General features: G+C 40.3%; 19 protein-coding genes. 8 read left to right on the top strand and 11 right to left on the bottom strand.

Translation table 11 applies throughout. The features are described 5' to 3' along the window. Window positions 1-130: 130 nt before the first annotated feature. From OM33_RS08230 to ilvY, 5 genes are all read right to left on the bottom strand, one after another. The gene (locus OM33_RS08230) at window positions 131-1381 is read right to left on the bottom strand and encodes an ATP-binding protein (protein WP_038640756.1); all 1251 of its coding nucleotides are present in this window, start codon (window positions 1379-1381) and stop codon (window positions 131-133) included. Between the two features lie 22 nt (window positions 1382-1403). After that, on the bottom strand, window positions 1404-2090 hold the full coding sequence (locus OM33_RS08225) for a response regulator (RefSeq protein WP_038640754.1): 687 nt from the start codon (window positions 2088-2090) through the stop codon (window positions 1404-1406). A 9-nt stretch (window positions 2091-2099) separates the two neighbouring features. Further along, window positions 2100-2483, bottom strand: a complete 384-nt coding sequence (locus OM33_RS08220) for a DUF3019 domain-containing protein (RefSeq protein ID WP_052140944.1) — start codon at window positions 2481-2483, stop codon at window positions 2100-2102. After that, a complete protein-coding gene (locus OM33_RS08215; protein ID WP_038640752.1) occupies window positions 2473-3282 on the bottom strand; it encodes a MipA/OmpV family protein in 810 nt (269 codons plus the stop codon). The genes OM33_RS08220 and OM33_RS08215 overlap by 11 nt, the downstream gene beginning before the upstream one ends. Before the next feature lie 120 nt (window positions 3283-3402). Continuing rightward, on the bottom strand, window positions 3403-4293 hold the full coding sequence (gene ilvY, locus OM33_RS08210; protein ID WP_038640750.1) for an HTH-type transcriptional activator IlvY: 891 nt from the start codon (window positions 4291-4293) through the stop codon (window positions 3403-3405). Between the two features lie 128 nt (window positions 4294-4421). Between ilvY and ilvC the strand changes: the two genes are divergently transcribed. The 4 genes from ilvC to OM33_RS08190 all read left to right on the top strand — a co-directional run bounded on the left by ilvC (window position 4422) and on the right by OM33_RS08190 (window position 9267). Continuing rightward, the gene (ilvC, locus tag OM33_RS08205; protein ID WP_038640749.1) at window positions 4422-5897 is read left to right on the top strand and encodes a ketol-acid reductoisomerase; all 1476 of its coding nucleotides are present in this window, start codon (window positions 4422-4424) and stop codon (window positions 5895-5897) included. Window positions 5898-6209: 312 nt separating this feature from the next. Continuing rightward, complete coding sequence (locus OM33_RS08200) at window positions 6210-7109, top strand: Dyp-type peroxidase (protein ID WP_038640747.1); 900 nt, start codon at window positions 6210-6212, stop codon at window positions 7107-7109. Between the two features lie 80 nt (window positions 7110-7189). Further along, entirely contained in the window at window positions 7190-8350 is a 1161-nt protein-coding gene (locus OM33_RS08195; protein WP_038640745.1) for a tetratricopeptide repeat protein, read from the top strand. Further along, on the top strand, window positions 8347-9267 hold the full coding sequence (locus OM33_RS08190) for a M28 family peptidase (RefSeq protein WP_038640743.1): 921 nt from the start codon (window positions 8347-8349) through the stop codon (window positions 9265-9267). The genes OM33_RS08195 and OM33_RS08190 overlap by 4 nt, the downstream gene beginning before the upstream one ends. Here OM33_RS08190 and OM33_RS22325 read toward each other — a convergent pair. After that, window positions 9206-9532, bottom strand: a complete 327-nt coding sequence (locus OM33_RS22325) for a GIY-YIG nuclease family protein (protein ID WP_081991032.1) — start codon at window positions 9530-9532, stop codon at window positions 9206-9208. The two genes, OM33_RS08190 and OM33_RS22325, sit on opposite strands and share 62 nt — an antisense overlap. Window positions 9533-9643: 111 nt before the next feature. Between OM33_RS22325 and OM33_RS08185 the strand changes: the two genes are divergently transcribed. Beyond that, complete coding sequence (locus tag OM33_RS08185; RefSeq protein WP_038640741.1) at window positions 9644-9991, top strand: outer membrane protein assembly factor BamE; 348 nt, start codon at window positions 9644-9646, stop codon at window positions 9989-9991. A 39-nt stretch (window positions 9992-10030) separates the two neighbouring features. Here the strand turns inward: OM33_RS08185 and OM33_RS08180 are convergent, their stop codons facing one another. Together OM33_RS08180 and OM33_RS08175 are read right to left on the bottom strand one after the other, a co-directional pair. Then, window positions 10031-10360 carry an RnfH family protein gene (locus OM33_RS08180; protein ID WP_038640739.1) on the bottom strand — a complete coding sequence of 110 codons (330 nt, stop codon included), beginning with the start codon at window positions 10358-10360 and terminating at the stop codon, window positions 10031-10033. Beyond that, window positions 10360-10791, bottom strand: a complete 432-nt coding sequence (locus OM33_RS08175; RefSeq protein WP_038640737.1) for an SRPBCC family protein — start codon at window positions 10789-10791, stop codon at window positions 10360-10362. The genes OM33_RS08180 and OM33_RS08175 overlap by 1 nt, the downstream gene beginning before the upstream one ends. A 119-nt stretch (window positions 10792-10910) precedes the next feature. Between OM33_RS08175 and smpB the strand changes: the two genes are divergently transcribed. Both smpB and OM33_RS08165 read left to right on the top strand, forming a co-directional pair. Beyond that, a complete protein-coding gene (gene smpB / locus OM33_RS08170; RefSeq protein ID WP_038640735.1) occupies window positions 10911-11393 on the top strand; it encodes an SsrA-binding protein SmpB in 483 nt (160 codons plus the stop codon). A gap of 265 nt (window positions 11394-11658) precedes the next feature. Beyond that, window positions 11659-14271 (top strand): TonB-dependent receptor plug domain-containing protein, encoded by a 2613-nt coding sequence (locus OM33_RS08165; RefSeq protein ID WP_038640733.1) that lies wholly within the window; start codon window positions 11659-11661, stop codon window positions 14269-14271. A gap of 52 nt (window positions 14272-14323) precedes the next feature. On the opposite strand, the gene OM33_RS08160 is transcribed toward OM33_RS08165, so the two are convergent. Beyond that, a complete protein-coding gene (locus OM33_RS08160; protein ID WP_038640731.1) occupies window positions 14324-14857 on the bottom strand; it encodes a thioesterase family protein in 534 nt (177 codons plus the stop codon). Between the two features lie 84 nt (window positions 14858-14941). On the opposite strand from OM33_RS08160, the gene OM33_RS08155 reads away from it, so the two are divergent. Beyond that, entirely contained in the window at window positions 14942-15427 is a 486-nt protein-coding gene (locus tag OM33_RS08155; protein WP_038640729.1) for a hypothetical protein, read from the top strand. Window positions 15428-15443: 16 nt separating this feature from the next. On the opposite strand, the gene tyrR is transcribed toward OM33_RS08155, so the two are convergent. Together tyrR and bcsG are read right to left on the bottom strand one after the other, a co-directional pair. Beyond that, entirely contained in the window at window positions 15444-16991 is a 1548-nt protein-coding gene (tyrR, locus tag OM33_RS08150; protein WP_038640727.1) for a transcriptional regulator TyrR, read from the bottom strand. A 159-nt stretch (window positions 16992-17150) separates the two neighbouring features. After that, window positions 17151-18761, bottom strand: coding sequence for a cellulose biosynthesis protein BcsG (gene bcsG, locus OM33_RS08145; protein WP_052140943.1), 1611 nt, complete (start codon window positions 18759-18761; stop codon window positions 17151-17153). Window positions 18762-18902 lie beyond the last annotated feature (141 nt).

The following is an 18902-nucleotide window of genomic DNA, read 5'->3' as shown; positions in this document are numbered from 1 at the left end:
TAACGCTATTATAAACCTCAAATCCAATGAGAATCAATCTCATTTAGTTTATTTTAATGTTTTATTTACGCAATCGAAATTTAACAATAATTAATCGTCCACACTGTAAGCTGGATCAAAAAAACCTAGGTTACTTGATTAAATTTTCTTGGGGGAGCCTCATCACAAAGCAAGCACCACCTAACGGGCTTTTTTCTAAGTAACAACAACCGCTATGCCAAGTGATAATTTTTTGCACAATCGCTAATCCTAAACCAAATCCTTTGATTTTTTTATTGCGGCTTTTATCTAGGCGCGTGAACGGTTTAAATACATCGTCCCATTGCGATTGCTCTATGCCAATGCCATCATCAGCAACTTTCAACACAACACTGTCTGCTTCTTGAATGATGGATATGCTAATTTGCTGTTCGGCGTATTTCAATGCATTACCAATAAAGTTTTGCATTGCTCTGCCAATAAAATGTGCATCTGCCGTAATCAGAAGTGTTGGTTTTGCCTCGATCTTTATATTGATATCACTGCCAAACCCCAGTTTATTTGCAAGTACAGTGACTTGCTCAACCACATCATAGTGTTCTAAGTTAAGTGTTGGTTTTTCCCGCTCTAACTTGGCGAATTCCAGCATTTCAGTCACCAAAGATTCAAGCTCCTGAATATCTGACTGCATGCTCTCTAAATACGGTTTACTTTTTTCATTACTATGCAAATCATCTAGCATAGCGATGGCAAATTTAAGCCTTGCTAGCGGCGTTCTAAATTCATGTGAAACCGATGATGTCAGGTCACGTTGGCTATCAAGTAGGTGCTTGATGCGCTCTTTCATTGCAATTAAAGTTTGCTTAATTGGCAACAGCGCTGATTTATCATTACCGTTTAATTGCAAATCTTCAGGTGCATTGATGTTATTACATGCATGCTCAAGCTGATTAAAATCGCGCCACAGCCAATAACTCCATGCCGCAACGGGAACTCCGATTACCATTAGCATGATGATAAATGGCCAAATTGAATCGTAGCTATTACTGTCAAAGCGATAAGGGCCAATTTTAAGCAGGTGTTGAGGGTTCAATTGAAGATACCAAATCACTTGCTTTGGTCCATCAAACACGGGAACCGCCTGCCCCTTCTGCAAATTGGTTAATTGTTCAGGTAAAAATGCAATTTGGTCGGTAGGAATGACTTGGTTTTGATAAATTCGTTTCAACTTATCAATACCTTGAGGTGTATCAGCTAATGCTGAAATTGATGCACTCACTTGCGGCGCAAGCGGCAACGCTTCAATGCCCGTTGGTTCCGGCCATAGCTTTTCAAGCGCGCCACTTAAAATAAAAATAGATATGATTATGTAGGCATAGAGGCTAAGAAATAACTTGCCCATCTAATCTCCTAGGGAGTTATAACTAACCCCAAGCATCTGACACAAATAAATATCCTTGTCCCCAAACCGTTTTAATTCGATATGGTTTGTCACTGTTGTCACCCAGCTTTTTACGCAGTCGTGAAACGCGTACATCAACGGTTCTATCAAGCCCATCATATTCACGACCAATCATTTTTTCATGTACAAAGTCGCGACTTAATACTTGACCAGCACTGTTAGACAGCAGCCATAATAATTCAAATTCATGAGAGGTCAGACTGACCTCATTGCCCATCAATTTGACGATTCGACTATTTTTATCAATAGTCAGTGTGCCAAAACGCAATTCATCAGTACTTTTTTCTACCGCGCCACGACGCAGTAATGCTGAAATACGTGCCAGTAAAACACGTGGTTCTGCAGGTTTGATAACGTAATCATCGGCACCAAGTTCTAAACCGATAACTTGATCAAAGTCTTCACCCTTCGCAGTTAGCATCAGAATAGGTAACTGATAGCGGTCACGCACTTCTCGGCACACGCTAAAGCCATCTTTACCGGGCAACATCACATCTAAAATCATTAAGTCAGGCATATTTGTTTCAAGTGCCGCCATCACATCAGCGCCATTACTCAAAACATCGACCGTCATACCATTATGCTCGAGGTAATCTTTTGTTAGTTGTTGTAAGGCTAAATCATCTTCTACTAATAAAATGTGTGCCATTAGTATCTCCTAGAAAAAACTCCATGGGGTACGAAGTCGTTTACGTTGAAATTTGCTATTACTGCTTTGCACTTTGACTTTAGCCGTTGCAATTTTTTCACCGCTTTTACGATTCACTAAGGAGTATACCGTGCCAAACTGAACGTCCGCTTTATAACTAAAATTACCATTTGTTGCATCTTGCCAACATTTTAGTGGGGTTTGGTCACGCAAAATACACACATTGGCAGGTGTTTCTATTTCCCACTCAAAATTAAGTTTAATCTGACAAACATCATCACTGTTTTGCACCATGCATACCGCTGGGGTTAACTGAAACACTGTATTTTCAGCCGCAGAAACAAAACAGGTACTCAATAAACATACTACCAGCATACAATATTTAAAAAACATGAGTCACCCCAGTAAATATTGTCACGCTCTCATCACTCGAAAATAAAGGACTATCACTTAAAGAACCAAGATTGTGGTATTTTATTTTTGCAAGCAAACCAAAACGCTCATTAATAGGCATTTGCCAACTGAGTTCAAGTGCCGGCAAAAATGCGGCATCTTGCTCAAAAATTAGATCAACGTTATCGTCGGCCTGAATACCATAATAATAATCTGCGAGTTTGTGAGATAAATAATCTAGCCCCAAACGCACACTCAAAACCCCTGAATCAAAATACCAGCCCTTGGCAAGGCTTAATGCCACACGATGACCTGAATGAACTCCGCTAATATCATGCAGAACATCGGCAGAAAAACGCCATGATTCTGCGATATACTGATAATTAACCCCCCCATCCAATGCCCAGTCGGGACGATTTATTTCAGAAATGGATATCCTGTCTCGTGATGCTGGTTCCGTGAAAGCGTTTCTATTAATAAATACGTTGGCAGGGTGCCAAGTAACAAAAAAGCGATTTTCGGGGTTAAACTCGGAAACAACACTCACTACATGGCGATTTTTTTCTAAAAATGTGAAGCCTAATTGGCCGTTATCGAAATAAAACCGCTCGCCATAGTATGCAATATCAGGTATTAGCACTAATGGAAAGTTATCGCCATCATGTAATGGGTTGGTAATTGTGCCCATGCCAAATGCTATTCCCAAGCGCAGTTGCCCTGGGTTAATCAGTTCATTCGTTTGTCTAGCATTTGAACATAAGCTAAAACACACTATCGCAATGTAAATAAGGTGCTTCAATATTACCTATCTCCGAGAAAACACGCGCACTTTACCAAGTCATGTAAATCCTGCAACAAAAATTACAATTACTTACACGTCCTGACAAAATCTAGTCAACTTATAGTACTTTATTCCTAGCTACTTAAGCAATTGCCATATAGCATTCATGATTGGCTGCTGTAAATGTGCTTTTTTTGTAACTAAGCCAACATCAAAAGCTGGCACAGGATCGGGCATTGCCAAAATCTGTACTTTATCTTTAATTGGACTATTATCGACAACAACTTTCGGAATAAGTGCCACACCAAATCCTAAACTTACCATCGAAACAGCCGCCTCGTTGCCAGCAACTTTAGAATAAATCAGTGGATTAATGCCATTTTTATGCCACCAATCTGCTAAACGCTTCCGACTAAGCCCCTGATCAGGCACGATAAACGGTAATTTTTGCCAAGGTATATCTGCACGAGCATTGATTGCATCATTGATCATTGAGCCTAAAGGCCCATCATCATTGGGCGCAATAAACACAAGTGGTGAGGACCCGAGTGAATAAAAAGCCAAACTTTCGTGTAATTTATCAGGTCTTGCCGCAATGGCCATATCTTCAAACCCTTTCATAACGCGTTCGATAGCAAGGGCGGGATCCCCTGTATTTAACTTCACTTCTATATGAGGGTGAGCCAACCTCACCTTTTTCAGTAAGTCATATAAAAAACTATAGGTGGCCGTAACGGAACTAAACAGTTGCACTTCACCTGATAAGGCTTCACCCGCTTCGTTTAAAGAAGAACGAAACATTTGCCACTCAGTGACCGTTGTGCGCGCATAACGTAAAAAAGATTCTCCTTGTTTAGTTAAGGAGACACTGCGTTTATTGCGATTAAAAAGGATTGCCCCGACTTCATCTTCTAACTGTTTAATATTGCGGCTTAAAGTTGGTGCACTGACATTGGCAAGCTCACTCGCTTTTGCAAAATGAAGTTGCTCAGCCAATAACAAGAACAATTGCAGGCGTTTTATATCCACATCAACCCTTTATTTCATTTTTTGTAATACAATAATTCAAATATATCATTTTACGCAATTAATAAATTCTTTTAAGGTTAATTCAATGCTGCAAAACGCAGCGCACAATTGATTATTAGGAATTAGACATGGCAACGAATTATTTTAACGGCTTACCGTTACGCGAGCAGCTTGCACAGTTAGCGCAATGTGAATTTATGGATCCATCAGAGTTTAACGATGGGGTTGATGCGTTAGTCGGTAAAAAACTAGTTGTAGTGGGCTGTGGCGCACAAGGCCTTAACCAAGGCTTAAACTTACGTGATTCAGGTTTAGATGTATCTTACGCATTACGCGAGTCAGCAATTGCTGAAAAACGTCAATCTTATATCAACGCAACAGACAATGGCTTTGTTGTAGGTACATACGAAGAACTTATCCCAGATGCCGATTTAGTACTTAACTTAACACCAGATAAGCAACACACCAGCGTAGTTAAAGCGGTTATGCCACTAATGAAACAAGGTGCAACGCTTGCTTACTCACACGGTTTTAATATTGTTGAAGAAGGCATGCAAGTTCGTGAAGACATTACCGTTATCATGGTTGCTCCTAAGTGCCCTGGTACTGAAGTTCGTGAAGAATACAAGCGTGGCTTTGGTGTTCCGACACTTATCGCTGTTCATCCAGAAAACGATCCTGAAGGCAAAGGCCTTGCACAAGCTAAGGCATATGCGGCAGGCACCGGTGGTCATCGTGCTGGCGTGTTACTTTCTTCTTTTGTTGCAGAAGTAAAATCAGACCTTATGGGTGAGCAAACTATTCTTTGTGGCATGCTACAAACTGGCTCTCTACTGTGCTTTGACAAAATGGTTGAGCAAGGTATCGATGCGGCATATGCGTCAAAACTACTTCAGTATGGCTGGGAAGTAATCACAGAAGCACTTAAGTATGGTGGTGTAACCAACATGCTAGACCGTTTATCAAACCCTGCAAAAATTAAAGCGTTTGATTTATCTGAAGAGCTAAAAGTGATTATGCGTCCACTTTATAACAAGCACATGGACGACATCATGAGTGGTGAATTCTCGTCAGGTATGATGGCGGATTGGGCTGAAGATGACGCAAAGCTATTAGGTTGGCGTAAAGAAACAGGCGAAACCGCCTTTGAACAACAAGTAAACACCAGTGACGAAATCACTGAACAGGAGTTCTTCGATAAAGGCATTCTAATGGTTGCTATGGTTAAGGCTGGGGTAGAACTTGCTTTTGAAACCATGACAGCGGCAGGTATTAAAGAAGAATCTGCATACTATGAATCACTGCATGAAACGCCGTTAATCGCAAATACAATTGCGCGTAAGAAGTTGTATGAGATGAACGCAACAATCTCAGATACGGCAGAATACGGTTGTTACTTGTACAACCATGCATGTTTACCATTATTGAAAGACTTTATGGGTACTGTAAACACTGATGTTATCGGTAAAGGTCTAGCAACTGAGGATAACCGTGTTGATAACGCGCGTTTAATTGAGGTGAATAAAGCACTTCGCACTCACCCAGTTGAAGTCATTGGTGAAACGCTGCGTGGTTATATGTCAGCTATGAAGCCAATAGTTTAAGATAAACCCTGAGTAAACTGCCCGCCTAAGCGGGCTTTTTTTTGTCTTGGTTTTAGGGTCTATTGATCTTTGCTGTTCTCTTTTTGTTCTCTTTGAGCGTGCTTTTATCGCGTCGCTTGATGTGTGGCCTAGCAATCTAAGCGAATATCGAGCAAAGCTTCCGCGTCCTGCTAACGCCCCTTACCTACACCCATGTAGGCAACAATGAGAAAAGTGCGCTCAAAAAAACTAGTCAAACTGCTGCAAAAACGAACTTGAAAGATCAACAGACCCTAGGTTAATGTAGCCAAAACAAAATAAGGGGTATTAGATATGGAACATGCGCAGCCAGGCATTTTTAATGAAACTAATCGACACAGCTATTTCTTAGAGTATGTCATTACAAACCGCGATGCTGATACGCTATCCCAATTAACCGACGCGCTTAAAACCATCACTCAAACCATTGACTGCAGTTATGTTGTTGCATTTGGTAAACGTCTTTGGCAGCACCTAGATAGTAAAGCTGATTCACTCACCTTTGACGATTTTGCTACCCTCTCGGGCCCGTTTGGTCATACTGCACCAGCTACCCAACATGATCTACTTATTTGGTTATATGATAATGAGGTAGATAATGTGTTTGATGCGATGCAACAGTGTCAAATCCAGCTTGCTGAGGTTGCGATATTAGCCCTTGAGTGCCCTGGGTTCCGCTACAAAGACAATCGAGATCTCACTGGATTCGTTGATGGCAGTGCTAACCCTAAAGATTTAGCAGCAAAAGCGGAAGCTGCGCTTTTGCCAAGCACACACTCACATGCTGGCGGCAGTTTTGTTTTAACCCAAAAATGGGTTCATGACTTAAGTGAATTCGCAAAAATGCCAACGCAAATGCAAGAGAAAGTAATTGGCCGTACTAAACCTGATTCCATCGAGTTAGAAGGTGATGATATGCCTGAAAACTCACATGTGAGCCGTACAGATGTCAAAGTAGATAATGTTGCGATGAAACTCTATCGCCGTAGTGTGCCATTTGGTAACGCCAACGAAAAAGGGCTTTACTTTTTAGGGTTTGCCTGTGAACAACAACGCTTTCAAATTCAACTTGAGCGTATGTTTGGTCTAACCGATGATGGTATTTATGACAAATTAATTGATTTCTCAAAAGCTGTTAATAGCGCCTATTGGTTTGCCCCATCACAGCCACAGCTCGAAGCATTGTTTAAGTAATAAACTGTAACAATTTTACCAAGCAAAGAGTGCAAAACTTTACTATCTTTAATCAATAGGTTAGTGGTTTTGGAGGTCCTATGCGTGTCTTCTTTTGCTTGGTAATAATTTGTTTAGCTGGGTGTAACTCTACACCAGATACAGTAAAACCTCCCGCTCAGCTGCTGACTGACCACTCCTTTACTCCTGTTACCATTGAATCAAAAAACGATGTCTTTGCCTTATCCGAAAACTCGATTGCCAAAATGGAAGCAGAAATATCTCGCTCTTTAGATAAACGCCTGACAACACGATCCTTAATAAAATATATTTTTGCTCCGGAAAACCAAAGTTTAAACTACCTCACCGGTGCAACCCTTACTGCTGAAGAAACATTCAATAGTAAAGATGCAAACTGTTTATCGCTGTCAATTATGGCGCACAGTATGGCAAAACATTTTGGCCTCGAGTCTCGTTTTCAACAGGTATTTATTCCTGAGTATTGGGCAAGTGAAAATGGTTATAGTTTATTAACGGGGCACGTAAATTTACGCCTTAAGCGACCAAGTGCGAGTAATGTTGCGCTCACTTCCACTGTCTACGACACAGTTGGAGACTTAATCGTTGATTTTAATCCAAGTAGTTTTAGACAAAAGTTCCGCACCCAGATAATTAGTGAAGACGTTATTCTCGCGATGTTTTACAACAATAAAGGTGCTGCAGCAATGATCAACCGTGAATACGATCTTGCCTATTCTTATTTCAGTGCAGCAATTGAAAGTGCGCCACAATACAGCTCTAGTTTTGGAAACCTTGGCGTTCTGTATCGCATTAATAACCAATTAGAACAGGCAGAGTTGGCCTACAACCACGCCTTGTTATTAGATAATAACAATAATACTGCCAAAGGAAATTTGGCACGCCTTTATGACTTAACTGGCAGAGAATCAAAGGCGGCTGCGATTCGTACTGCACTTGAGCACAAACGCAGTCAAAACCCTTATTATGCCATTGCCAAAGGGAATGAAGCGCTCTATCAAAAGGACTTTGAACGGGCGATTAAACTATTTAAAAAATCAATTCGACTAGATCGTACGCTGCATGAAAGTCATTTTGGCCTTGCTAAAGCCTATTTTTATATCGGCGATATTAGTGGGGCGCTAAGTGAGTTAGAAGAAGCAGAAAAACATGCTTATTTTGATAGTGAAAAACAGCGTTACCGCGGTAAAATCATGTCACTCAGTGCGCAATTAGTGCAATGATAAACATCGCTTTAATCGCGTTAACACTTTCGCTCACCCCAAAGTCACAACTTACGGCACATTCCCATCTGGTGTTTTTAAGCCATGACAAACTTTACGGCAGGAAAACAGCAACTCAGCACGCCACTATTGCGGCTAACTACATTGCCCAGCAATTCGAACACACAGGATTGTTACCCTTCAGCGAACACTTTATTTCGTCATTTGAATACAAAAGTGGCTTTTTTAGCAATGGCATTGGTCACAATGTGTTGGCATCGACCCCTATTAATCCTGAGCAGCCATTCGTTGTGATAACCGCCCATTATGATCACTTAGGCAGCAAAGGAAGTCGTATTTACAATGGTGCTGATGATAATGCCTCGGGAGTATCAGCGTTGTTAACACTCGCAGAGTTAATAACTAAAAGCCCCAACAGACAACTTAATTACATATTTCTCGCAACCGATGCGGAAGAAGCAGGACTTTTCGGTGCACGTGCGTTTATTCAAAATCCCCCCGTTTCGCTTAACAAAGTGTTAATCAATATCAATTTAGACATGTTAGGCGTAAGTAAACGAAAGCGTTTGTTCGCGCTTTATAATACACCTTCGATGGCACTTGTTGACTCTCTAAGAGACGCAAACTGGCACCAAAATAGTCGTATAAAATTTACCAAAGGAAATGGATTTTATAATAGCTCAGTGAAAAACCAACGCCGCCGTATTATTGATGCGGGAGATCATCGCGTGTTTTACCAAAAGAAAATTCCGATTATGTACTTTGGTGTTGGTGAACATGATAATTACCATACAGTGCAAGACACCTATGAAAATTTAGATCACTCATTTTTTGATGCTAATTTAAGAAATATTGCTAAAGTGATTTCAACATTGGATGCAAATCCGCACCTTCTAAGCCGCTCTTTACCCAATTAATCTTTTGCTGCTTAGTTAGCTTTTTCACGCGATACTCTAATTGACTGGCTTCACTTCGTGTACCAACGAGAGTCTGAAAAATAAGTGTTAAAGGTCCCTTGCCGATTAAGGCTTTTGCTCCTTTACCAGCATTGTGTTGCGCAAAGCGGCGAGCCACGTCAGTCGTAATGCCCGTGTACCAATGACCATATTTATTTTCAACAATATAAAGATACCAAGGCGTTTCTATCAATTGGGGTGCCGTGCAGTGAACTTCTTTTGACATAAAAACAGCGATTTGGGAACTTCATTGATTAATTTAAGTCAAATTTACACTTTTATAACCTGATAGCAAGAGGTATCATGATGCGATTAGTAGTAAGGATTAAAGAATTCAATGAATTGGTTTAAGTATATTTTTCTCTGTGCTGTATTAGTTATCACCTCTGGATGTTCGTCTTGGCTTTATAGAATGCCAATTCCGCAAGGAAATTTCTTAGAGCAAACAGACATTGATAAATTACGAGTAGAGATGTCACGGGAACAAGTTTTATACGTTCTTGGTCAACCAATTGCAAAAGATGCGTTTGATGAGAGTACTTGGTATTACCTTTACCTTTTCAACGCAGGAAGAAAAAACGAAGTACGAAAAGAGCTAATTGTCGAATTCGATGGTGATAAATTAAAAGCACTTAGCGGTGATTATGAAACACCGGAAACCTTCAATACACCTCTCGATCAGTAAGCAAAAATTTAAAAAAAGTCATGCAACAGCATGACTTTTTTATGACTGACGTCGCCCTGCGCGGCCACCTGTTATTTTATTTGCTCGACCTTCATCTTTCGCTTTTTCAGCACGACGTCTGCGCGCCTCTTTAGGGTCAGCAATCAGCGGACGATAAATCTCGATACGATCGCCATCCTTCACCATTTGATTCAGCTTACATGTTCGATTCCAAATACCAACAGCGGTTGATGCTAAGTCAATTTCCGGACACTTTTGCAAAATACCACATTGTTGAATGACTTCTTCAACATTAAGCTCATCATTGGTTTCGAATGTAATGGTTGTGGCAGAGTCTGGCAATGCATAAACAATATCAATTGTTTTCATTATTGATACACCTGTTTTGCTCTTTGAGTGAAAGCTTTCACCATATTATTTGCAACTTCATTAAACACTTTGCCAAATGCCAACTCGACAAGCTTGTTAGTAAATTCAAAGTCCAGCTCTAAACTCACTTTACAGGCTTTTTCATCTAACGGAGTGAATCGCCAGCCACCAGCGAGTGTTTTGAAAGGGCCATCAAGTAATTTCATCTCAATTGCTTGTCCGTCGGTTAAAGTATTTTCTGTGGAAAACCATTTCCGCATACCTGCTTTCGAGATTTCAACCGATGCAGACATACAATGTGCAGTGTGATTATGTATTTTCGCCCCAGAACAGTTTGGTAAGAACTCGGGGTACTTAGAAACATCATTAACTAAATCATACATTTGCTGCGCACTAAACATGACAAGCGCAGATCGACTAATTTGCGGCATATACTCTCCAGAATTAACATCGCGAATTCTACCAAGGTTTAGCCAAGAAACAAAAAAAGAAGTCTCAGAATGTCAAAAAAGAGTGTAAAACCACAACGGATAAGTATAATGACGCCATTATGGCAAAACACAAAAAACCAAAAGCACAAAGCAACACCATCGCGTTAAATAAAAAAGCGCGTCATGAATATTTGTTGCAAGATAAATTTGAAGCTGGAATGGAACTACAAGGCTGGGAAGTGAAGAGTATTCGCGCCGGCAAAGTAAACATTACCGAGACATTTATCCAAGTTAAAAATGGCGAGGCGTATTTACACGCGAGCCAAATCACACCTTTACTTCAAGCGTCTTCACATGTTGTATGCGACCCAATGCGTCCGCGTAAATTACTACTGAAAAAGCGCGAAATTGACCGTTTAATTGGTGCCGTAGAACGAGAAGGCTACTCACTTGTTGCAACGGCAATGTATTGGAAGAAATGTTGGGTGAAATTAGAGTTTTGCCTAGCTAAAGGTAAAAAGCTTCATGATAAGCGTGCTGACAGCAAAGAAAAAGATTGGGCACGTGAAAAAGAACGAACAATGAAACACGCTGCTCGTTAATAATGGCCACGCAATCGCGTGGCTTTTTTGTCTTCAAACACGCTTATTCCCCGCCCTTCTCTTCACACTAAATACGCTGCTATAAAGAAATTATTACCCAAGCGTTTCTGAAACTATTTCGTAAAAAATATTTGATTACAATTACTTTGATGCATTAATAACCTGAATTGTTAATTTTTTGTTTGCATGATATTAATATTGTTGGTTAGTTAATGGACGTAAATTAACTACTTAATTTTAATAATAATTAAACAAGGAATTTACTATGAACAGCGCTACAAAGTTCAAGTTAAGTACTCTCGCTTCAGTTATTTCATCTTCATTACTTTTCTCTACTTTTATTGCAAAAGCTGATGAAGAAAAACAAGTTGAACGCATCGAAATCACAGGCTCTCACATTAAGCGTACCGACCTTGAAGGTCCCTCACCTGTTGCTACTCTAACAGCTGAGGACATTCAAAAATCAGGGGTTACAGATTTAATCAGCTTATTCACTAAATTACCTATTTCCGGTCAAGGTACTTTCTCAACCCAAGCAAACAGCAGTGATGACACAGCAAATGGTGGTTCGTCAGTATCATTACGTGGCTTAGGTGCTGATTCAACACTTATTTTGATTAATGGCCGACGCGTTTCGGTGTCACCTTTTGCGAAAGGAATTGATACATCATTTGTTGATATTAACAATATTCCATTATCTGCAATTAAACGTGTCGATATCTTAAAAGATGGTGCCTCAGCAACGTATGGTTCTGACGCCGTTGCTGGTGTAATTAACATTATTTTACGCGATGATGTTGAAGGTGCTGAAGTGTCAGCAAAATTCGGTACGACTGCCGATGGTGGCGGTGATGAGCAAAGCGTTAACTTAGTGTTTGGTAATCAAACTGATAACTCAAGCCATACCTTTATTTTAGAGTACTTCAACCGTGAAGAAGTGTTGTATGCCGACAGAGACTATTCAAGAACCGCTAACCAAGCATTAAGAACAGGCGATCCTTTAGCTGAAGATTTTAGAAGTACTTCAGGTATCACCGGTTCTATAATGTATGCTGACGGCAGTGGACGAATAGCTGATACTTTCGGTGTTGATACCTGCCCAGAAGATCAAATTACTCCAATAAATGATGGAAACGGAAATCAAATAGGTAGTAATTGTCGTTACGATTATGCCCCTCATATGACAATGATCCCAGCTGCTGAGCGCTTCAGTTGGAATTATTTAGGTAAATATGAAATCCAAGATAATCTTCGCGCATTTGCGGAGTTAAATGGTCAAAATTCAAAGTCGACCGTTCGTGGTGCAGGTAGCCCTAGCTTTAATGAGTTAACGATGGCGGGCGATAACATTAACCACCCATTTGCCAATATGCCAGATCATAAATTCCATGGCCAAGACCTAACAATGCGCCGTCGTACTGTAGACATCGGTAACCGTGAAAAGCGTGTAGATTCGAACTATCACCGTGCAATTATCGGTATTCAAGGTGAATTCAAAGATTGGAACTGGGAAGCGGCATACAGTTATATTAAAAGTAGTTCAACTGAGCGCGGTGTGGATGGTTTCCCTAATAAAAGACGTATGCAAGAAGCGATTGATTCGGGTGCGTATGACCCGTTCGAACCATCAACAAATGGCCAACAAGTTTTAGACTATGTTGAAACAACCACAACACGTATTGGTAAATCAACGATGAAATCGCTTGATTTCAAAGCCTCTGGTTCAATTTTTGAAATGGAACACGGCGATTTAATGCTGGCATTCGGTGGTGAATATCGCGAAGAGTCAATTAGTGATAACCCTGATGATCAATTCTTGCGTGGCGAGGTATTTGGTACCGAAGCGACACAAGCTAATGGCTCACGTGATAACATGTCTGTTTTCGGTGAAATGTCGATCCCAGTACTAGATTCACTAGAAGTGCAACTTGCTGCACGATACGAGGACTACAGTGACTTTGGTGATACCACAAACCCTAAAGTGTCTTTCTTCTGGTCTCCAATGGATGATGTGAGCCTACGTGGTTCTTGGGGCACCGCATTTAGAGCACCATCATTGCACCAACTCGGTTTAGGCCGAACTGATGAGTCGCCGAATTTGATCGATACAAAAAGATGTGAGTTAACAAATGGTGCGGATAATTCTTGTAGTCTACAAGAATATACTGCAATTTTTGAAGGTAACCCCGATTTACAGCCAGAAGAATCAGAAAGTTATAACCTAGGCTTAATCTATAATATTACAGAAAACCTGAATTTCTCAATCGATTATTATGATTATGATATTACTGATATCATTGATGCTGATACGCAATTTGTAATGGATATGCACGGTTTAGATCCTAATATTGTTGAACGTCGTCCAACTACTATTCCAAATGATCCCGGTGAAGTGATTCAAATTAATGACTCTTACCAAAATATTGGCGATTTACAAACATCAGGTATCGACTTAGACGTTCGTTATAACTTGGATACTAAAGTTGGCCAGTTTAAATTTGGCTATGTGCTTAACTATGTTCTGAATTTTGAAGATTACAAAGGCACCAAAGAAGGTGGTTTTGAACAACCTCAAATGCGTTGGACTACATCTGTTGATTGGGTTAAAGATGACTTTAGCGCAACAGCCGCACTGAACTATATCGATTCATTCGAACAAAAAGCCTCTTTAAATCTAAATAAAGATGTGGATGCAATGACTACGCTCGATGCGTCAGTTAACTATTTTGGTTTAGAAGATTTAGTGCTAACAGTGGGTGCTACCAACCTAACCAACGAAGAACCACCATTTGCCTATCATGACTTTATGGGCTTCGTTGTTAACGTTCACAGTGGACAAGGTCGATTTGCCTATGTTCAAGCAAGCTATAAGTTTTAATTAAACTAAAAGCAAAAAGCCCCAAACTGGGGCTTTTCTTTTTAAAGATTAATTAAATATGGTCGCGCTGTTTTTTACACTCCAGCATTTCTTTCCAATGCACTATTTCTTCGTGTAACTCAGGTGCTTCTCCATCAAAACCAGCCGCCTCAAGTAATTCTTCTACCGTTACAATGCCACCTTTTTTCTTAAACACACCGCGCACATAGGCCACAGCATGTAACCCGCGCTCAGATTTAAAGGTTTGTTTAATATAAAAATACTTATGATCCCAACCGACTAACTGCGTAGCAACAGTGAACTCTTGAAGCGGTTTAATGTCGCGAATGTAGGTAATGGCAGTTGCATTTACGATTGGAAACCAGCGGTTTTTCATGACAACAGGAAATAATCCTAGGCGTTCTGTCATCCAAGTACGGGCAAGGTCCATAAAGGCAAGGTAACGTGAATTAGTCAAATGCAGGTTAATATCGCAATCGCTAGGCAAAGCGCGGTAGTTTATTTCAACCTCTTCAAGCAATGGTTGGTAAAGTTTATTTCGCTTTATCCGATAAAAAAGTAATAGTAATCTAAAATATAAGTTCATAGTCTTGAGTGGTCATACCAGAAAACATCATTTTCTCAGGTTTAATAATAAACTCAAGCACAAAACGATACTTTTAAGGTGTTTATGAAGTCGTACTTACTCATTTTGTTATTAAGCTGCATCAGCTTCGTTTGTCAGGCGAGCTTTGAATTACCAGGAAGTGGTACCGTTACCTACCCATCTGGTATGAAGAAAGAATTTGACTTTGGTTTTAAGTGGGATAAAAAGAACAAGCAATTTACCATTGGCTCACAACAATACCCGATGGATCAGCTACCCGATTCTTATTCTTTGGCGATTACCCTTGCCGGTGATGACCAAGCCGTTTTTGTACAAGAGTTTGCCAAAGGGTTTATTTCTGAATTTGAATGGCAAATTGGCCCGCACACCATCAAACTTGTAAAAGAAAGGCTCGATTATCCTGTTAGAGGTGATTACATTCTGTGGGTAGACCAGTACAACTATTTTCTAAAAACGGGTAACCCAACTATCAAATTTGTGTTTAATAAAGACGGCATTAATTACATTCTTCCCAGCGGTATTACCAAGGATAAAGGGAGAAAACGCTAGACTCGCTAGCGTTTTTTTATACTTTAATGGTTTTACGATTAATGCCGTATTCACGTAATTTATTGGCAATTGCAGTGTGACTTAACCCTAAACGTTTCGCTAGCTGTCTTGAGCTTGGATACGCAGGATAAAGCTTTCTTAACAACGTTGACTCAAAACGCTTAACGGCTTGGTCAAGTGTGCCCTCAAAATCAGACTCAAGATACCCTAAGTCATTAGTGAAACTCGGTAACTGTAAGTGCTCAATGCTTAACTGCTCATCATCTAATAATGAAATGGCACGATATAAGGAATTTTCCAATTGGCGTACATTGCCAGGCCAAGGGTATTGCTGTAAAAATGACGCAATAGTTTCGTCTAATGCAGGCGCTTTGCGACCAAGTTGATGTGAATATCGACTAATAAAGTGCTCAGTCAGCGGCACAATATCCGCTTTGCGATCGCGAAGTGGTGAAAGCTCTAAACTCAATACATTAATACGATAATACAAATCTTCTCTAAAACGCCCTTCTTGTACCATTCCAGGAATATCCTTTTGGGTGGCAGCAAGAATACGCACATTTACTTTGACTTCATTCTCACTGCCTACACGCCTGAACGTACCATCTTGTAAAAAGCGTAATAGTTTCGTTTGTAATTGTGGCGACATTTCACCTACTTCATCGAGGAAAACTGTACCACCATCGGCTTGTTCTAACACTCCTCGGCTCTCTGCATTTGGTAATGCACAACCAAATAGTTCAGGTTCTGCAGCATCATCTGGCAATGACGCACATGAAAGTGTGACAAATGGCTTGTTTGCCCTATTAGAAGCATAGTGACACGCTTTAGCGAGTAGCTCTTTACCTGTTCCTGTTTCACCTGTAATTAGAATAGGTGCTTCAAGTTGCGCCATTTTGCGCGCTTCACGAACCACTTTGCGCATTGCACTGCTGTGGGTATGAATTGTTGCAAAACTTTCGTTTCCTTGACGCCTAAAGGCACTTACTTGTTCGCCTAAACGACTCTGCGATTTGATGTTGACAACCGCGCCAACAAAGGTGAAACCATTTTCAGAGTCAGGTACTGAGATAGGTAAAATATCAGCAATGAAATCTTCGCCACTCACTTCAACGCGCGTGGTTTGCGCCAGGACTTCATCACTTTCAAGCCAACGCGAAAAGTTAAACCCTTTTAACTGTGTATTAATGTGTTGCCCGATAACATCCTCGGGTGTGGTATTTAAATCTCGGCAAGCAGAATCATTACACTGTCGGATAATGCCTTTAACATCGATTGAAATCACACCATCAGGCAGTGCGCTTAGTAATGTTGTTAATTCATTATGCTCTCGTTCAGAAGGTAAAAATGCCGTTGTTCTAACATCTTCAACACCTTGAATCAGACGAATTTCAGGCATAATTTTTTGAAATTGTTCAAACTCAATTGGTGGAAATGACACATACATTCGGCAATTAACCGAATCAACTTCAATGCCTTTTAAATCAACTTGATAACTCACCAAAATATTGAGTATTTCCTGAGCGATACCTATTCGGTCCGCACAGTGTATTTCTAAGCGCATAATTTCCCCATTACCAGCTTAAGCACGTTGAAGTTGATAATACTGGAAAAACAACAGATTGAAAGCAAATTTGTAAACATAAATGAACAAAATAGCTATAATCAATAACTAATTTTTCAGATATGAAAAAGGGAGCATTCGCTCCCTATTCAAATTCCCTTAATAGCCTGGATAAACCATCCAATCACCATCATCTAATTGAATGTAGGGTTTGCCATTAAACATTTGCATTCGGGTGCCGGAATTTTCTCCCACCATAGGGGTTTTTGGCAGGTCAGCTACCAGTGCGGCAAGATCTAAAGTACCTTCAAATTGATTCTGGCGCGTTGCACGGGCAATTAATTCTGAAATAGCTAGATAGCTTGAGGGGTCAGAAATCACTTTTTGTGCACTATTGGCTTTGACTTTAGGGCCAATAAACTTAACGCCAACAGGAATATCTAAAATTGCAGGGCTTGGTATGTCGCGCATACCCGCGATTTGCATTTTATCTCCAGCTAATGAGGCTCCGTGTTCTGGCACCATCACCACCATATAATTTCTACCGCTTTGTGCTAAACGTTTAAAGAATCGGTCAAACTGTTTAAACAGCATTTCAGTACGGGTTCCATAGCTTTTTAAACTACTGCCGAACTTACTGCGGCCTTCAATAATATTACCGTCGTGTAAGCTAATGGTGTTGTAGTAAAGGGCTGCACGTGGTTTAGATGACGTTAACCGTGATTTAAGCCACTTATTTAATACTTGCTCATCATCAAAAATCGGTGTGCCATCGAACGAGCGTTGGGCGATTTTTACCCCTGAAAGTGATTGAAGCTTTGCATCAACGCGGCCTTGGCTCTCAACCATTCCTAAGAAGTTATCGAAATTACCGTTATGGTTCATCGCAAAATCATTGTCAAAACCTAAGCTTGCTAAATTTTCAAACAAATAACACTGATTATTAGCATCGCTGTATAGGCCTTGATGCGAGGTTTGCCCACAGCTCGCTTTTAATAATCTAATCCCTGCGGGGCCACTGTAAGACGTCGCTGAGCTGAAGTTATCAAATAACAAGTCAAACTGATTAAAGAGCGCGTGTTTTGCTAGATTAACACGCTCTAAATCGTCCCAGCCAAGTGAACAGACATTAAGTAACACGATATCAAAATCACCACCTAAGTTTGTAGCAGGAAACTCTGTACGCAAGCGCGATTGCTGTTGATAAAATGTTTGTATCGCTTGTTCAGGATCCATTGATGTGGGCTGCGATTGTGAAGGCGATGCATGGCGCGCATTATTTACCAATGTGGCATCAGTGTTAACCACAGTTTGCGTGGCAAAAAACTGAACTAGGCCAATATACAATATCCCTGCGATGCTGACTGTTGTAAAACGCACCCAGCTCACCAAATAGATATATACAATCAACAATACCAATGCCATCGCGACAAATTGCCACGATAAGAATCGTGATAATAACTCGATAAGATAAGGGAAACTAAAATCACTGAGTAAGTCGCCACTTTCAAGTAAACGACCTAGGGGCGGTAGATAAGAATCATAATGCAGTAAGAACGCAGCAACAAAAACAGCACTAACATGCTTTGCCTTATGTAAGATAACATTTTTAAAGGGCAGTAATAAAAAAGCGATAAACGCCAAATTTTCTAACACATGTAAACTAATTACATCACTAAAATACAAGCCTAATTTAACTAAGAAGTATAAATTCCATCGCCCTAATGGATCATAACGCAAGGGATCTTTATCGGGGTGTGTAATGCTCATAAATTAGTCTTTATCCTGTGGCTTGTAGGGATGAATTGCTTTGTGTTTAAACGTCCACGTTTTATAAAATTTGCTAACAGTGTGTTTAAGCTCTTTAAGGTATTGAGTGAGTACCATACCAATAACCACCCCGAGCAGGAA

The organism is Pseudoalteromonas piratica (genome assembly GCF_000788395.1).
Classification (GTDB): Bacteria; Pseudomonadota; Gammaproteobacteria; order Enterobacterales; family Alteromonadaceae; genus Pseudoalteromonas; species Pseudoalteromonas piratica.
This window is presented reverse-complemented; position numbering and strand designations above follow the sequence as displayed.

Coding starts and splice junctions, on each gene's coding strand:
- OM33_RS08230 (WP_038640756.1), bottom strand. CDS start 1,381: ATGGGCAAGTTATTTCTTAGCCTCTATGCCTACATAATCATATCTATT.
- OM33_RS08225 (WP_038640754.1), bottom strand. CDS start 2,090: ATGGCACACATTTTATTAGTAGAAGATGATTTAGCCTTACAACAACTA.
- OM33_RS08220 (WP_052140944.1), bottom strand. CDS start 2,483: ATGTTTTTTAAATATTGTATGCTGGTAGTATGTTTATTGAGTACCTGT.
- ilvC (WP_038640749.1), top strand. CDS start 4,422: ATGGCAACGAATTATTTTAACGGCTTACCGTTACGCGAGCAGCTTGCA.
- OM33_RS08200 (WP_038640747.1), top strand. CDS start 6,210: ATGGAACATGCGCAGCCAGGCATTTTTAATGAAACTAATCGACACAGC.
- OM33_RS08195 (WP_038640745.1), top strand. CDS start 7,190: ATGCGTGTCTTCTTTTGCTTGGTAATAATTTGTTTAGCTGGGTGTAAC.
- OM33_RS08190 (WP_038640743.1), top strand. CDS start 8,347: ATGATAAACATCGCTTTAATCGCGTTAACACTTTCGCTCACCCCAAAG.
- OM33_RS22325 (WP_081991032.1), bottom strand. CDS start 9,532: ATGTCAAAAGAAGTTCACTGCACGGCACCCCAATTGATAGAAACGCCT.
- OM33_RS08185 (WP_038640741.1), top strand. CDS start 9,644: ATGAATTGGTTTAAGTATATTTTTCTCTGTGCTGTATTAGTTATCACC.
- OM33_RS08180 (WP_038640739.1), bottom strand. CDS start 10,360: ATGAAAACAATTGATATTGTTTATGCATTGCCAGACTCTGCCACAACC.
- OM33_RS08175 (WP_038640737.1), bottom strand. CDS start 10,791: ATGCCGCAAATTAGTCGATCTGCGCTTGTCATGTTTAGTGCGCAGCAA.
- smpB (WP_038640735.1), top strand. CDS start 10,911: ATGGCAAAACACAAAAAACCAAAAGCACAAAGCAACACCATCGCGTTA.
- OM33_RS08165 (WP_038640733.1), top strand. CDS start 11,659: ATGAACAGCGCTACAAAGTTCAAGTTAAGTACTCTCGCTTCAGTTATT.
- OM33_RS08160 (WP_038640731.1), bottom strand. CDS start 14,857: ATGAACTTATATTTTAGATTACTATTACTTTTTTATCGGATAAAGCGA.
- OM33_RS08155 (WP_038640729.1), top strand. CDS start 14,942: ATGAAGTCGTACTTACTCATTTTGTTATTAAGCTGCATCAGCTTCGTT.
- tyrR (WP_038640727.1), bottom strand. CDS start 16,991: ATGCGCTTAGAAATACACTGTGCGGACCGAATAGGTATCGCTCAGGAA.
- bcsG (WP_052140943.1), bottom strand. CDS start 18,761: ATGAGCATTACACACCCCGATAAAGATCCCTTGCGTTATGATCCATTA.